The following is a 14,053-nucleotide window of genomic DNA, read 5'->3' as shown; positions in this document are numbered from 1 at the left end:
GGATGCGAGTTGAATGCGAGCAAATACTCGCAATAGCGTAACTCGACGAATCCGCCCGGCAACCAAACCAAGGTATGAATCGATGTGCGCAACTGACCTGCCTACCCGTCACGGCGCTGACCTGCAGCGCGCTCGGCGCACCGCTGCGCCGGTCAAGCGCTTCCTCAAGGGCCCTAGCGAGCCGGATACCGCGACCTGGAAGGCCATCGGCGCGTCCCTCACGGTGGGCGATGCTCCCATGGATGCGCTGCTGGAGTGGATGTTCGAAGTCGGCCTCGGCAAGAGCATGCGGTTGTATGAACAGGCGCTGCACCAGGGCATTGCCGCCATCCCCGACGCACCCGAGGCACTGAGAACCTTCTTCGCCCGTGTCGAAACACCGCCCGCCTGGGTCGACCCGCAGCGCCTCGACGAGGGCGCCCGCGCCTGCGGAATTTCCGGGCTGACCGGTATGCGCGTGCTGCGCGACCTTGGCTTGCTGGCCGGATACCAGGCCTCCGCGATCAACCGTACCCTGGTACTCACCGGCGCGCTGGAAAAAGGCCCGCAGCGGCGTATCGCCGAGACCACCAAATGGTGGATCGACTGCACCCGCCCAAGGGGCATGGCGCGCGGCGCAGCGGGCTACCGCAGCACGCTGCACGTACGGCTGGTGCATGCATTGGTGCGACGTCGGGTGTCGCGCCTGGAGCAATGGGACTTCGCTCACCATGGCCTGCCCATCAACCAGGGAGACATGCAGGCGACCTATCTGGCCTTCTCGGCGATCTTCCTGATCGGCCAGCGCATGCTGGGCGTAGTCCTGAGCCAGCGGGAGCGCGAAGCCATCAGCCACCTCTGGCGCTACATCGCCTGGTTGATGGGCGTCGAGGAGCGCTGGCTGTGCGCCAGCGAGAACGACGCGATACGCGCGCTCTACCACAACCTGCTGTCCCAGGCACCGCCGGACGAGAGCAGCCGCATGCTCGGCTGCGCGCTGGTGGACGAACCCCTGCAGCGCCACTACGCCAACTTCCCCTGGTTGCGCGGGCGCCTGAACCGGGCGATCCACCTGAGCATCGCCAGCACCTTCATCGACGACCAGGGGCGACGCGCCCTCGGCCTGCCCCGCGGCAGCCTGCCTTGGTACCCGTTGCTTACGGCCCCGCCCCGCTTCCTCGGCCACTGTCTGCTGCGCGTCGTACCGGGCGGTCGCAACTGGCTGGTGCGCCGCGGCCTGCGAATCCAGGAGGATTACCTGCGCACCCTGTTTGGCGGTAGCGACCCCAGGCTGATCTCGCCCGTGCCTCTGGCCGTCGAGGATCGGCACTCCTGAGCTTGGCCATCCCGCCGGCGGATGAAAAAAAACCGCACTCCCGATGCCCTTTCGCGATCCATTACCGAAGAGACCTCGAGGAGCCGCCATGAGCACACCGCCGGAGCTGCTGGACCTGCCCCCCGACCTGCACTACGTCGACGACAGCCTGCCGGGCATCAGCCGGCGTCGCCTGCGCGGGCGCTTCGCCTACTTCGACCCGGGCGGCGAACGCATTCGCGTCGAAACAGAGATCGAGCGGATCGACCGCCTGGCGATCCCGCCAGCCTATATCGATGTGTGGATCTGCATCGACCCGCTCGGCCACCTGCAGGCAACCGGCCGCGACGTGCGCGGGCGCAAGCAGTACCGTTACCACCCGCGCTGGACCGAGGTCCGCGACAGCGCCAAGTACGAGCGCCTGCTGCGCTTCGGGGAAAGCCTGCCAGCGCTGCGCAGGCGTATAGAACGGGACCTGGCGCTGCCCGGCCTGGGAGCGGAAAAGGTCATGGCGACCGTGGTCGAACTGCTCGATCGCACCTTGATCCGCATCGGCAACGAACGCTACCGCAAGGAAAATCGCTCCTTCGGCCTCACGACGCTGAACAACCGCCATGTCGAAGTCCAGGGCACGCGCATTCGCTTCGCCTTTCGTGGCAAGAGCGGCATCCGCCACAGCGTGGACATCGAACACCCGCGCCTGGCGCGCATCCTCCGGCGTTGCCTTGAGCTGCCCGGGCAACAGCTGTTCCAGTACCTGGACGCAGACCGCCAGCGGCACATGATCGACTCCCGCGACATCAACGCCTACCTGCGCGAGCACGCCGGCGAGGAGTTCACCGCCAAGGACTACCGCACCTGGGCTGGCACCACCCTGGCCCTTGAGCACTGCCGCAGGACCCACTGGGAAGACGAGAAGAGCGCCAACCGCCAGCTCAAGTCGATCATCCAGCAGGTGGCCGACGAACTGGGCAACACTCCGGCGATCTGCCGCAAATGCTACGTGCATCCGCGGGTGATACAGGCCTTTCTTGCTGGCGAACTGAGCGGATTAGCGAAGGCGCGCAAGCGCAAGAACCTCAGCGCCGAGGAAGCTACCCTGCTGGCTTTTCTCCAGTCCGACTGAGCTGCTCATGGCGCCGCGAAGACTGCCGAAGCGGAAATGCCTAGACAAATGGCCCTCGGCCATTAGTGCGAAAAGCGTCTAATACGGCCAAACTGAAAAACTTTCATACGGGACTAACAGAGTATTCCCGCAACCAACTTCCGGCTCACAGAGTCGGTCCCCAACGGAGTGCCTAACCTTGCCCGCCGCAGAGACCGCCCTCGAACAAGCCATGGAGCGCTGCGCCCAGGAGCCGATCCAACTGCCCGGCAGCATCCAGCCGCAGGGATTCCTGTTGGTACTGGATGAATCCGACCTGCGTATCCTCCAGGCCAGCGAGAACGCCCAGCGCTGGCTCGGCCTGCCCGCCAGTGACTTGCTGGGCCGCGACTTCGCCGCACTGCTGGCCGATGACTTCGACCTGCGCGAACACCTCAAGCGCCTGCCCGACAGCGAAATATTCCCTTTCCACATCGGCGACGTCAGGCTGCGAAACAGCCCAGGCGCCGGTGAGCCCACCTCGGTGATGGTGCACCGCCACGATCAGGTCCTGATTGCCGAATTCGCGCCGCACCAGGAGCGTCCCGGGAACCCGTCCAACGTCGATTTCTATCCATTGGTGCGCGCCTTCGTGGCCGGCCTGCACAACGCCAACAGCATCGATGAGCTGTTGCAACGCTCGGTGCAGGAGGTCAAGCGCATTACCGGGTTCGGCCGGGTCAAGGCCTATCGCTTCGATGCGGAAGGCAATGGGCTGGTCATCGCCGAGGCGGCCGCCCCCGGCTATCCGCAGTACCTGGGATTGTGCTTCCCGGCCTCCGACATCCCCCGCCAGGCCCGTGAGCTGTACCGGGTCAACCGCATCCGGGTCATCGAAGACGCCAACTACCAGGCTTCGCCACTTGTACCGGTCGACAATCCCCGCACCGGGCGCCCGCTGGACATGAGCTTCGCCGCCCTGCGCAGCGTCTCGCCCGTGCACCTTCAGTACATGCGCAACATGGGCACGCTGGCTTCCATGTCGCTCTCCATCGTCGTCGATGGCCGCCTCTGGGGGCTGATTTCCTGCCACCACCGCGAGCCGCGCGCCGTCGGTTTCCAGACACGCACCGCCTGCGAGTTGCTCAGCAGCGTGCTGTCGTTGCAGATCGAGTCCCGCGAATCCCATTCAAATACCCGTCGATTGCTCGATCTGCGCCAACGCATCGTGCAGATGCTTTCCGCAATGGCCGACCACGACAGCATCAGCGGCGGCCTGCTGGAGCTGCCCGCAGTAATGCTGGAGTTCGCCGCGGCCACCGGCGCAGCGATCGTATCCGCCGAGCGGATCGATCTGCTTGGCGTCACCCCGCCAGCCGCGCAGGTCAACGCGCTGACTCACTGGCTGGCCAAGCGTGGCGGCGAGGTGGTGTTCCAGACCGACAACGTGAAGCGCGACATCGACGAACTGCCTGAACTCGCCCAGCATGCCGGCGGCGTGCTGGCCGTGGCAATTTCACAGATTCACTCGCACTACCTGGTCTGGTTCCGCCCGGAACAAGCGCGCACGGTAAATTGGGCCGGACGCCCGGCGAAGGAGATCGACGCCCAGGGCCAGTTGAATCCACGCCATAGTTTCGAGCGCTGGCGCGAGGAAGTACGCGGTTTCTCCGCCCCCTGGGAGCCGCTGATCGTCGACGCGGTGGTGGAGCTTCGTACCTCGGTACTGGGCATCGTGCTGCGCAAGGCCGAAGAACTGGCCCAACTGGCGGGGGAACTGCGCCGCTCCAACAAGGAGCTGGAAGCCTTCTCCTACAGCGTTTCCCATGACCTGCGCGCGCCGCTGCGGCACATTGCCGGCTACGCCGAGCTGCTGGGCGAAATCGAGGGAGAGGCGCTGAGCGAGCGCGGCCGTCGCTTCCTCCAGCACATCGAGGATGCCGCGCGCTTCGCCGGCACCCTGGTGGACAACCTGCTGAGTTTTTCGCAGATGGGGCGCTCGGCGCTCCGCCTGTCCGAGGTGGACCTCAACGCGCTGGTAGAAACCATCCGCACGGAAATGGAGCCCGACTACGTCGGCCGCCAGATCGACTGGAAGCTGGAGACGCTGCCGAAACTGATCGGTGATCCGGCGTTCATCAATCTTGCGCTGCGCAACCTGATCGCCAACGCCATCAAGTACACCCGTGGCCGCGAGCCGGCCCGCATCGAAATCGGCGCGAAACAGACGCGGGACGAAACCGAGATTTTCATCCGTGACAACGGAGTGGGCTTCGATATGGCTTACGCCAACAAGCTGTTCGGAGTGTTCCAGCGCCTGCACCGCATGGAAGAATTCGAAGGCACCGGCATCGGCCTGGCCAGCGTGAGGCGCATTATCGAGCGCCACGACGGCCGCGTCTGGGCCGAAGGAGTTATCAACCAGGGCGCGACATTCCACTTCGCCCTGCCCCGCCACCCACAGCCCCACTGAAGGAAAGCCATACGTATCATGCTCAAACCCATTCTCTTGGTGGAAGATAATCCCAGGGACCTGGAGCTGACGCTGGTTGCGCTGGAACGCAGCCAACTGGCCAACGAAGTCATCGTCATGCGCGATGGCGCCGACGCGTTGGACTACCTGCTGCGACGAGGAGCCCACGCCGAGCGTGCCGATGGCAATCCAGCGGTGCTGCTGCTGGATCTCAAGCTGCCCAAGGTGGACGGCCTGGAAGTGCTCAAGGTGGTGCGCGACACCCCCGAGCTGCGCAGTATCCCCACGGTGATGCTGACCTCCTCGCGGGAGGAGCCGGACCTGCAACGTGCCTACGAATTGGGCGTCAACGCCTACGTGGTGAAGCCGGTCGAATTCAAGGAATTCGTCACCGCGATTTCCGATCTGGGGATTTTCTGGGCCGTTCTCAATGAACCTCCGCCCGGATCGTTGCGTCTGAATCGTAGACGCAACCCGTGACGGAGCGGTGATGTCCGAAGTTCCGCTGAAACTGCTGGTCGTCGAAGACAGCGCCATGGATGCCGAGCTGACCCTGCTACGCCTGGAGCGCAGCGGCATGAAGATCGACGCTCGGCATGTCTTCGATCACAACGGAGTCGAACATGCCCTGCACGAGGGCAGCTTCGACCTGATTCTCTGCGACTGTGTGCTGCCCGGTTCCTCCGGCACCCACGTGCTGGCCATCGCCCAGCGCCTGGTGCCTGATACCCCGTTCATTTTCCTCTCGGGCATCTATGGTGAGGAACACGCGGTGGAGATGATCCGCCTCGGCGCCACCGACTACGTGCTGAAGAAGAACCTATCGCTGCTGCCCAAGGCAGTGCGCCGCGCCCTCACCGAAGTCCAGGAGCGACAGCGTCGACGTCGCGCCGAAGAGGCGTTGGCGGACGTCGAGGCGCGCGCGCGCATCGCCATCGACGCCGCCGGCATGGGCACCTGGGACCTGCGTCCGGAGGACGGCCTGCTGCTCTGGGACGAACGCTGCAAGACGCTGTTCGGCCTGCTGCCGGACACCGAAATGACCATGGATGTGTTCTACAACGGCATCCATCCCGAAGATGTGGAGCGGGTGCGCGAAGGCGTCGAGCGCGCCATGGACCCGCGGGGTAATGGTCGTTACCGCGTGGAATTCCGCATCGAACAGCCCGACGGGCTGGAACCGCGCTGGCTGCTGAGCAATGGGCAGGCGCGATTCGTCGATGACCGCTGTGTTCGTTTCTCCGGCGTGCTGCAGGACATCCACCAGCAACGCAAGGCTACCCAGGCCCTGGAACAGCTCAACGAAATGCTTGGCGAACGAGTCGAGCGCCGCACCCGCGAGCGCGACCGATCATGGGATCTGTCCCAGGACCTGCTCGCCGTGCTCAACAGCGACCTCACCCCGGTCGCCCTGAACCCGGCCTGGGAACACACCCTGGGCTTCCAGCGCCAGATGCTCTCGCGCATGTCGCTGTTGCAGCTGCTGCCCGAGCAGGACCAGGACGCCTTCCTCACCGAGTTGGCCGCCCTCGCCCACGGTGGTACCAGCGCGCGCTTCGATGGCCGCATACGCCACGCCAGCGGCAAGCAGCGCTGGCTTTCCTGGGTGGTGGTACCCGAAGACACCCTGCTTTACGTGGTCGCCCGCGACATTACCAGCGAGCGCGAGGCTGCGCTGGATCTGGCCGAAGCCAATGCCCGGCTGCGCGAGCAGATCGCCGAGCGCGAACGAATCGAGGCGGCGCTGCAGCAGATGCAACGGCTGGAGGCGGTAGGCCAGCTCACCGCCGGTGTCGCCCACGACTTCAACAACCTGCTGACGGTGATCCTCAGCGGCTCCACCTTCCTCGAGCGCGACCTGGCGAAGGGTGATTACGAAAAGGCCGGCAAACGCTTGCAGCACATCCGCGAGGCCGGCGAGCGCGGCGCCAAGCTGACCGCGCAGATGCTCGCCTTCTCCCGCCGGCAGCGTCTGGAACCAGTGCCGCTGAACCTCAACGACACCCTGAGCGGCCTGGAAGAGCTGCTGGCCCGCTCCCTGGGCGGCAATATCTCGGTGCGCCTGGAACTCACCGATGGCCTGTGGCAGGCGCTGACCGATCCGACCCAGACAGAGATGATCATCCTCAACCTGGCGATCAACGCCCGCGACGCCATGCCGGCCGGCGGCCAGTTGATCCTTTCCGCTCACAACATGCACATCAGCCACAGACCCAGCCGCCCGGAGCATCCCGAACCGGGGGACTACGTGGTGTTGTCAATCCGCGACACCGGCTGCGGCATGGACGAGGAAGTGCTGGGCAAAGTGTTCGAGCCCTTCTTCACCACCAAGGACATCGGCAAGGGTTCGGGACTGGGGCTGGCGCAGGTGTTCGGCTTCGCCAAGCAGTCCGGCGGCGGTGTGCACATCGACAGCGAGCCGGGGCGCGGAACCCAGGTGAACGTCTACCTGCCGGCCGTGGAACGTGCGCAAGCGGCTGACGACAGCGTACGTGACCCCAGCGGCGACCTCACCGATAGCGGCCACGACCGCAATATCCTGCTGGTGGACGACGACGACCTGGTGCGCGAACTGCTCGGCGACGCCCTGCGCCTCTACGGCTACCGGGTGCGTCAGGCCAACAGCGGGCAGCAGGCTCTGGAGATGCTCGACGAACACGTCGACCTGCTGCTCACCGACTTCGCCATGCCCGAACTCAACGGTGCGCAGATGGCGAAGATTGCCCGCGAGCGTTTCCCCTACCTGCCGGTGGTGTTTCTCACCGGCTACGCCGAACTGCAAGGACTGGAGCTGCCCGGCAGCCTGGTGATTCAGAAGCCGGTACATCACGAGGAACTGGCCCGGTCCCTTGGGGAACTGCTGGGCATCGGCTGAATTCGACAGCAAGATTGTTCAAGCCACGCGCCAGGCTTCTCTGCGACGCTGAAGGCACTTATCGGCCTGCAAGAAACGCTCATGTCCCAAGATCAGCTTCCTTCACGTGCCTTCCTCAAGGGCGCCATCGACATCATGCCGCTGTCGCTCGCGGTCCTGCCCTGGGGGCTGCTCGCCGGCTCCCTGGCCATCGACGCCGGGCTTTCGCCACTGCACGGCCAGGGCCTGTCCGCCATCGTCTTCGCCGGCGCTGCGCAACTGGTGGCCATCGGCATGCTCAAGGGCGGCGCCGGGTTCTTCTCGATCATGATCACCACCCTGCTGCTGACCTCGCAGCACCTGCTCTACGGAATGACCCTGCGCCCGGTGCTCTCCGGCCTGCCGGGACGCTGGCGCGCGGGCCTGGGCTTCCTGCTCACCGATGAATTCTTCGCCCTCACCAGCGGCCACGACCGCCAGACCTTCAACCGCTGGTACGCCCTGGGCGTGGGGCTGACGTTCTACATCGCCTGGAACCTCTTCACCCTCGCCGGCGTGCTGGTGGGCACCAGCATTCCCGGTCTGGAACACCTGGGCCTGGACTTCTCCATCGCCGCCACCTTTGTCGCGCTGATCGCGCCGGTGGTGAAGAACATCCCCACCCTGATCTGCGTCGCCGTCTCGCTGTTCTGTTCGGTGCTGTTCAGCTACTGGCAGGTCGGCTCGGCACTGGTGCTTTCCGGGCTGGCGGGCATGTTCGCCGGCTTTGTCTGCCAGAAACTCTCGGGGGGGCGCGCATGATGGTCTGGGCAGTGATTTTCGGCATGGGCCTGATCGTGTTCTTCAACCGCTACGTATTCCTCGAACCGCGCCTGCCGATCCGCCTGAGCAGCAACGTGCGGCAGTTCCTCGGCTTCGCCGTGCCGGGCATGCTCACTGCGATCTGCGGGCCGATCGTGTTCCTGCCCGAACATCAGTTGAACCTGCGCCTGGACAACCCCTACCTGCTCGGCGCCGTGGTCGCCGTGGCGCTGGTGCTGTGGACGCGCAACGTGCTGCTCAGCGTGATCCTCAGCATGGGCGCGTTCTACCTGCTGCGCTGGTGGCTGTGACCGACGCCGGGCTTCAGCCCGCCGCGCCCCGCCCGTAGTACGCCAGCACCAACTGCACCAGCGCTTCCTCGATGCCCTCCCGCCGTCCAGGGATCAGGGCGCCGGGGTCGTCCAGCAGGGCACGCAGGACACCGCCCACGGCATGGGCGAGGACGAACACCTCGGCCTCGTCGAGCTTGCGCAGCTGCTGGTCGTGGTCGACCAGGCCATGGGTCACCAGGTGGGTCATGACGCTGCCGCGCAAGGCGGGCAGCGGGCTGCCGCCGCCGCGCGTCATCAGGTAGTGCATCAGCGCCTTGTGCGCGCCGGTGCGCCCGCCATAGGCGCTGACGGCGGCGTGAATCACTGCGCGGATGCGCTCGCCGGGCGCCTCCGGCGGGCGGCCGGTGAGCGCGCCCATGATGCCGGTAGCCAACGCTGCCAGTTCGCGCCGGGCCAGCTCGTCGAGGATCCGCTCCTTGTTGGGGAAGTACTGGTAGAGCGAGCCGACGCTGACCCCCGCCAACTCCGCCACATGGTTGGTGGTGAACCCCTCCAGGCCGCGGCGCTCCAGGATGCGCCGCGACGCCTCCAATATGAGCTCGACCTTCTCCAGCGCCCGCGCCTGCCGCGGCAGGCGGCGGTTATCTGGATGATTTTCCGCTGTTTTTCGGTTCACCTGGGGCCACCGGGAAAGCGAGTACAGCAAGCGTCGCGTCCTACCTATCATGGCAGCCACATCGAGGCCGGCAAGTCGAGCGGATGAACCGCAGCGGCCGGCGCAGGAGACCCGCCATGAGCCACAAGAGCCACACCGCCCCGCTGGACGACGACATCTGCGTGCACATCTTCGCCGCGTCCGGCGCCATGGTCGGCGTGTGCCTGACAGTGGTGGGCATCCTGCGCATCATCGTCGGCCAGCACCGCGTCGACCTGATCGGCCAGGACATGCTCGCGCTGAACACGGTGATCTACCTGGCGACCACCCTCACCGCCTATTTCGGCCTGCGGACCCGCAAGCTGCAGCGCAATCACCGTCTGGAACGCGTCGCCGACACCCTGTTCCTGGCAGGCCTGAGCATCACCACCCTGACCACCGCCTTCATCGCCTGCGCCATGTCCTGCTGCTGAAACGCCGCTTGAATTCCGGCATCGCTATTTTGAAACAGGTATTGCGATCAGCCTGCCGTTCAGAAGAAAGGACATACAAACCGCCAGGTACGCCAAGCAAGCCATCGCCGCGCCGAGGCTGACCGAACCGGAGATGGCCGCCTGCCAGGCTGCGACAACCCTGTTCGAGCGCACCGAGGCGCGCTGGTGGGTTTCCGCCAGGGCGGGAAGGAAGTCACCGGCACTGCCTTGCTTGGCCACCAGCGGCAAGACCCACCACCCCATCGTCCAGTACAGCGGAGCGGATGCCGGCCGGGTCCCGGGACCGCCTTCGAAATCGCCCCGCAGGCGCTGCTGGCGGCACACGCATACGCGGTATGGAACTGCCAGCGGGTCAGCGTGCAATTACCCGTCCGGCCTCCAGGCGTAGGTCCACATCAAGGCCCCGGGCAAGCCGCCATTTATCAGCCTGCCTGCATGGACTCATTAGCAGAACTTCAGTGTCGACCAGTTCATGACCCACGGCGGAGTTTCCGCGACCAAGCCCGAGGCCAGGGGGATCAAGGGTTTGATGCCAGTTCCCGCCTCGGCGGAAATTGGCATCAAACCCGTCCCTCGAGCGATTCGATCATTCATACCAGTTTTCTTCATGGGTCCCCCCTGCGGCTGCTCACTAGACTGTGGTCACTCGCGAGCATCACCCCACTGCACCTCCTTACCGAGAACATTCCAATGAAACTGCTCACTGCCAGTACCCTGACCCTTGCCGCCCTGCTCGCCAGCCAGGCGTCCATGGCCGAAGAATCCGCCCTGATGACCAACCGTCTGACCCAGGCCAACTACCAGGCTCTGCAGGCCACGCACGACAAGACCGACGCCGGACAGCAGACCGCTCAGAACGCCCAGCCGGGCGTCGAGAAAAAGGCCGAGCAGGACAAGCACTGCTGATACCGCTTCACACCGGGAGCGCGCTGTCGCTCCCGGTTCCCGCGCCCCCACTCCCTCTGCATCCCACCCTGCCTGTCCCTTATGCCACCCTGCAGGAATGCGCCGTGCGCGCGATTGCGGCCCACCACCCTCCTGGAGAAGCGACCCGCTCCTACCGGTATACTTCGCACAAAACATCAGCAACAGCTGATGTCAGTGCAATCAAATATGAATTTTTCCTGATGCGGCAGCGCCCTACTCTGGCCACGCGCTGCACTGACAGCGCCAGCTACTCAGCCGTCCTTTAGAGACGCGGGTTCTCGATAACAACTCCAACTGCCCCGAGGATCTCCCATGCGCCCCGTCATGCCTGGCCGTGAATCCCCCTATTCCCTGAACCCCGGAGGCCGGCATGTCTGACCTTCGCAGCCCTGCCGTCGCTACCAGCAACGGCGACGAAAGCCTGCTCGCCAGCCACGTCTACCGCCAGGAGCTGGACCGCGGGTTGAACCTGTGGTCGTCGTTCTCCGTCGGTTTCGCCACCATTTCCCCGGTCGTCGGCATCTACTCGGTGATGTCCCTGGGCGCCATGAGCGTCGGGCCGTCCTGGGTATGGGTCGTGCCCCTGTGCCTGCTCCTGCAACTGACCGTGGCACTGGTGTACGCCGAGCTGTCCTCGCAGTTCCCGCTGGCTGGCGGCTGCTACCAGTGGGTGCGGCGACTGATCGGCGACCGCGCGGCCTGGTTCACCGGCTTCCTCTACCTCGCCTCCGCCCTCGCCTCGCTGACCACCGTCGCCTACCTGGGCGGCTTCTGGCTCGGCCTGCTGGTGACCGGCGAACCGCCGTCCGCCAATGCGCAGGTACTCTGCGGCGCGGCGTTGCTGGCCCTTGGGTTGGCGGTCAACCTGCTGGGCATCAACCCGCTGAAGTACTTCGTCAACGCCGGCATCTTCGCCGAGGCCATCGCCTCCATCGGCATCGGCGTGCTGTTGCTGCTGTTCTTCCGCAACCACTCCTTCGAGATGCTGTTCAGCAGCCTCAATGCCCTGGAAGTCTCCGGCGGCACCTACTGGAGCGGCTTCCTGACAGCACTGGCGGTGGGCGGCTGGGCCTTCCTCGGCTTCGATGCCTGCTCGCAGATTTCCGAGGAAACCACCGACGCCCGCGTCTCCACGCCCCGCGCCATCCTGCGTTCGATGCTGGTGGTCGGGCTGACGGTGATGCTCACCGCCTTCGCCGTCACCCTGTCGTACAAGGACCCGGCCGCCGTGGTCAGCGGGCAGGTCATCGACCCGGTAACCCCGGCGGTGGTGGACGCTTTCGGTGCCTGGGCCGAGCGGCCGTTCGTGGCCATCGTGCTGGTCGCCTTCGTCGCCTGCGTGGTCTCGGTGCAGACCTACATCGGCCGCGCCATCTTCGGCATGGCCCGCGATGAAATCCTTCCCGGTTCCGCCCTGCTGCGCCGCGTCGACAAGCGCAAGGTACCGATGGCCGCGATGGTCTGCAGCACCCTGCTGGCCAGCCTGGGCCTGGCCCTGGGGCTGAATGCCACGGCGGTCGGCACGCTGATCGCCTTCGGCAGCGGCGGCTTCTTCTTCGTCTTCCTGATCGTCGCCGCCAGCGCGCTGTATGCACGCCTGACCGGACGCTGGAACCCGGACAAGGGTGCACTGAAACTCGGCCGCAAGGGCCTGCTGGTCAACGTCATCGCCGTGGTCTGGCTGGTGTTCGAGGCGATCAACGTGGCCTGGCCGCGGGAGATGCTCGCCCCGCCCGGCGCGCCCTGGTTCCAGGTCTGGGCGGTGGTCGTGGTGTTCTCCGCCCTCGCCCTGTTCGGCCTGGCCTACCTGTTCATCGCCAAACCGCACCGCCGCATCGCCACCAGCCTGAGCTTCGCCGGCCGCGCCGTCGGCTGAGCGCTCACCTGAACGCCTGGCGCCGGGCCTGTCCGGCGCCCTGTTTCCCACTTCCTCCCGCCGCTGGCTTTGCACGAGCCGGCACGGGCAGGCCATGCCTGAAATCCGGAGCTTGTCATGTCCACCCTGAACTACTGGAACTACCCCACGGAAATCCTCTGCGGCGTCGGCGCCCTCGATCAACTGGCCGAGCGCTGCCGCCTGGCCGGCATGCTCAAGCCGCTGCTGGTCACCGACCCCGGCATGCTCGAACTGCCGCCGCTGCACGAAGTGCGGGGCCGCCTGGAAGCGGCCGGCATGGACTACGCGCTGTTCCACGGTTTCTCCAGCAACCCCGCGCTGGAAGAAGTCAGCGCTGGCGCCGGCGTTCTGGCCGAAGGCGGCCACGATTCGCTGATCGCCCTGGGCGGCGGCAGCGCGCTGGATGCAGCCAAGGGTATCGCCCTGCTCAGCCGCGATGCGAACGGCCTGCACAACTTCGAATGGTCGCAACTGATCGAGCGCTACCCGACCCTGGGCGACCACCCCGCCCTCGACCTGCCGCCGCTGATCGCCATTCCCACTACCGCCGGCACCGGCTCCGAACTGGGCCGCGAGGCCGTGCTGACCGATACCGCGCGCGGCATCAAGATAGTCGTCGGCCACCGCGAGCTGCTGGCCCGCTCGGTGATTCTCGACCCGGTACTGACCGTCGGCCTGCCGAAGTCGCTCACCGCCGCCACCGGCATGGACGCCCTGACCCATCACCTGGAGTCGCTGTTCTCGCCGCTCTACCACCCGATGTCCGCCGGCGTAGCCATCGAAGGCGTGCGCCTGGTGAAGGAACACCTGCAACGCGCCGTGCGCAACGGCACCGACCTCGCCGCGCGCGAAGGCATGCTGGTGGCTTCGGCCAGTGCGGCAGTGGCCTTCCAGAAGGGACTCGGCGGCGTGCACGCGCTGGCCCACCCACTGGGCGCCAAGCACCACAAGCACCACGGCCTGCTCAACGCCGTGCTGCTGCCGTACCTGCTGGTGGCCAACCGCCCGGCCATCGAAGCCGACGCCACGCGTCTGGCGCGCTACCTGGAACTGCCGGAAGCGAGCTTCGAAGGCCTGCTGGGCTGGGTGCTGGAACTGCGTTCGGCGGTGGGCATTCCGCATACGCTCAGGGAACTGGGCCTGGACGGCGAGGACGCGCTCTGGATCGGCGAACAGGCGGTGGCGGATATCTCCTCCTCCGACACCAACGCCCTGCCGCTGCAGGCCGAGGACTACTCGCGCATCTACCTCAACGCGGTCAACGGCGTGCTCGCCTGAGGG

At 65.9% G+C, this 14,053-nt stretch carries 13 protein-coding genes; 11 read left to right on the top strand and 2 right to left on the bottom strand.

Annotated elements, in window-relative coordinates; all coding sequences use genetic code 11:
• Positions 1–82: 82 nt before the first annotated feature.
• The 7 genes from GJV37_RS26620 to GJV37_RS26590 all read left to right on the top strand — a co-directional run bounded on the left by GJV37_RS26620 (position 83) and on the right by GJV37_RS26590 (position 8,817).
• The gene (locus GJV37_RS26620; RefSeq protein WP_065085664.1) at positions 83–1,315 is read left to right on the top strand and encodes an oxygenase MpaB family protein; all 1,233 of its coding nucleotides are present in this window, start codon (positions 83–85) and stop codon (positions 1,313–1,315) included.
• Between the two features lie 88 nt (positions 1,316–1,403).
• Positions 1,404–2,420 (top strand): DNA topoisomerase IB, encoded by a 1,017-nt coding sequence (locus GJV37_RS26615; RefSeq protein WP_193453127.1) that lies wholly within the window; start codon positions 1,404–1,406, stop codon positions 2,418–2,420.
• Positions 2,421–2,631: 211 nt separating this feature from the next.
• On the top strand, positions 2,632–4,851 hold the full coding sequence (locus GJV37_RS26610) for an ATP-binding protein (protein ID WP_193453184.1): 2,220 nt from the start codon (positions 2,632–2,634) through the stop codon (positions 4,849–4,851).
• Positions 4,852–4,869: 18 nt separating this feature from the next.
• A complete protein-coding gene (locus tag GJV37_RS26605) occupies positions 4,870–5,331 on the top strand; it encodes a response regulator (protein ID WP_024763819.1) in 462 nt (153 codons plus the stop codon).
• Positions 5,332–5,341: 10 nt separating this feature from the next.
• Positions 5,342–7,726: a response regulator gene (locus GJV37_RS26600; RefSeq protein WP_024763818.1), complete on the top strand. Its 2,385-nt coding sequence runs from the start codon at positions 5,342–5,344 to the stop codon at positions 7,724–7,726.
• A gap of 81 nt (positions 7,727–7,807) precedes the next feature.
• Positions 7,808–8,506, top strand: coding sequence for an AzlC family ABC transporter permease (locus tag GJV37_RS26595; protein ID WP_193453126.1), 699 nt, complete (start codon positions 7,808–7,810; stop codon positions 8,504–8,506).
• Positions 8,503–8,817, top strand: a complete 315-nt coding sequence (locus GJV37_RS26590) for an AzlD domain-containing protein (protein WP_024763816.1) — start codon at positions 8,503–8,505, stop codon at positions 8,815–8,817. Before GJV37_RS26595 ends, GJV37_RS26590 begins: the two co-directional genes overlap by 4 nt.
• A 13-nt stretch (positions 8,818–8,830) precedes the next feature.
• Here GJV37_RS26590 and GJV37_RS26585 read toward each other — a convergent pair whose 3' ends face one another.
• Positions 8,831–9,475 (bottom strand): TetR/AcrR family transcriptional regulator, encoded by a 645-nt coding sequence (locus GJV37_RS26585; RefSeq protein ID WP_243779852.1) that lies wholly within the window; start codon positions 9,473–9,475, stop codon positions 8,831–8,833.
• Positions 9,476–9,591: 116 nt separating this feature from the next.
• Between GJV37_RS26585 and GJV37_RS26580 the strand changes: the two genes are divergently transcribed.
• Positions 9,592–9,927 carry a hypothetical protein gene (locus tag GJV37_RS26580; protein WP_024763813.1) on the top strand — a complete coding sequence of 112 codons (336 nt, stop codon included), beginning with the start codon at positions 9,592–9,594 and terminating at the stop codon, positions 9,925–9,927.
• A gap of 24 nt (positions 9,928–9,951) precedes the next feature.
• On the opposite strand, the gene GJV37_RS26575 is transcribed toward GJV37_RS26580, so the two are convergent.
• Positions 9,952–10,176 (bottom strand): hypothetical protein, encoded by a 225-nt coding sequence (locus GJV37_RS26575; RefSeq protein ID WP_170859438.1) that lies wholly within the window; start codon positions 10,174–10,176, stop codon positions 9,952–9,954.
• Between the two features lie 462 nt (positions 10,177–10,638).
• Between GJV37_RS26575 and GJV37_RS26570 the strand changes: the two genes are divergently transcribed.
• From GJV37_RS26570 to GJV37_RS26560, 3 genes are all read left to right on the top strand, one after another.
• Positions 10,639–10,854: a hypothetical protein gene (locus GJV37_RS26570; RefSeq protein ID WP_024763811.1), complete on the top strand. Its 216-nt coding sequence runs from the start codon at positions 10,639–10,641 to the stop codon at positions 10,852–10,854.
• Between the two features lie 391 nt (positions 10,855–11,245).
• On the top strand, positions 11,246–12,751 hold the full coding sequence (locus GJV37_RS26565; RefSeq protein WP_193453125.1) for an APC family permease: 1,506 nt from the start codon (positions 11,246–11,248) through the stop codon (positions 12,749–12,751).
• Positions 12,752–12,868: 117 nt separating this feature from the next.
• Positions 12,869–14,050, top strand: a complete 1,182-nt coding sequence (locus GJV37_RS26560; RefSeq protein ID WP_193453124.1) for an iron-containing alcohol dehydrogenase — start codon at positions 12,869–12,871, stop codon at positions 14,048–14,050.
• Positions 14,051–14,053: the final 3 nt, after the last annotated feature.

This window comes from Pseudomonas nitroreducens, from assembly GCF_010994165.1.
GTDB classification, from domain to species: domain Bacteria; phylum Pseudomonadota; class Gammaproteobacteria; order Pseudomonadales; family Pseudomonadaceae; genus Pseudomonas; species Pseudomonas nitroreducens.
Note: the sequence above shows the minus strand (reverse complement) of the source record. Positions and strands in the feature narration are given on the sequence as shown.

Bases quoted from the DNA above. Each gene is read 5' to 3' on its own strand.
- GJV37_RS26610 (WP_193453184.1), top strand. From the start codon at position 2,632: ATGGAGCGCTGCGCCCAGGAGCCGATCCAACTGCCCGGCAGCATCCAG.
- GJV37_RS26580 (WP_024763813.1), top strand. From the start codon at position 9,592: ATGAGCCACAAGAGCCACACCGCCCCGCTGGACGACGACATCTGCGTG.
- GJV37_RS26560 (WP_193453124.1), top strand. From the start codon at position 12,869: ATGTCCACCCTGAACTACTGGAACTACCCCACGGAAATCCTCTGCGGC.
- GJV37_RS26595 (WP_193453126.1), top strand. From the start codon at position 7,808: ATGTCCCAAGATCAGCTTCCTTCACGTGCCTTCCTCAAGGGCGCCATC.
- GJV37_RS26590 (WP_024763816.1), top strand. From the start codon at position 8,503: ATGATGGTCTGGGCAGTGATTTTCGGCATGGGCCTGATCGTGTTCTTC.
- GJV37_RS26620 (WP_065085664.1), top strand. From the start codon at position 83: ATGTGCGCAACTGACCTGCCTACCCGTCACGGCGCTGACCTGCAGCGC.
- GJV37_RS26570 (WP_024763811.1), top strand. From the start codon at position 10,639: ATGAAACTGCTCACTGCCAGTACCCTGACCCTTGCCGCCCTGCTCGCC.
- GJV37_RS26600 (WP_024763818.1), top strand. From the start codon at position 5,342: ATGTCCGAAGTTCCGCTGAAACTGCTGGTCGTCGAAGACAGCGCCATG.
- GJV37_RS26605 (WP_024763819.1), top strand. From the start codon at position 4,870: ATGCTCAAACCCATTCTCTTGGTGGAAGATAATCCCAGGGACCTGGAG.
- GJV37_RS26565 (WP_193453125.1), top strand. From the start codon at position 11,246: ATGTCTGACCTTCGCAGCCCTGCCGTCGCTACCAGCAACGGCGACGAA.
- GJV37_RS26615 (WP_193453127.1), top strand. From the start codon at position 1,404: ATGAGCACACCGCCGGAGCTGCTGGACCTGCCCCCCGACCTGCACTAC.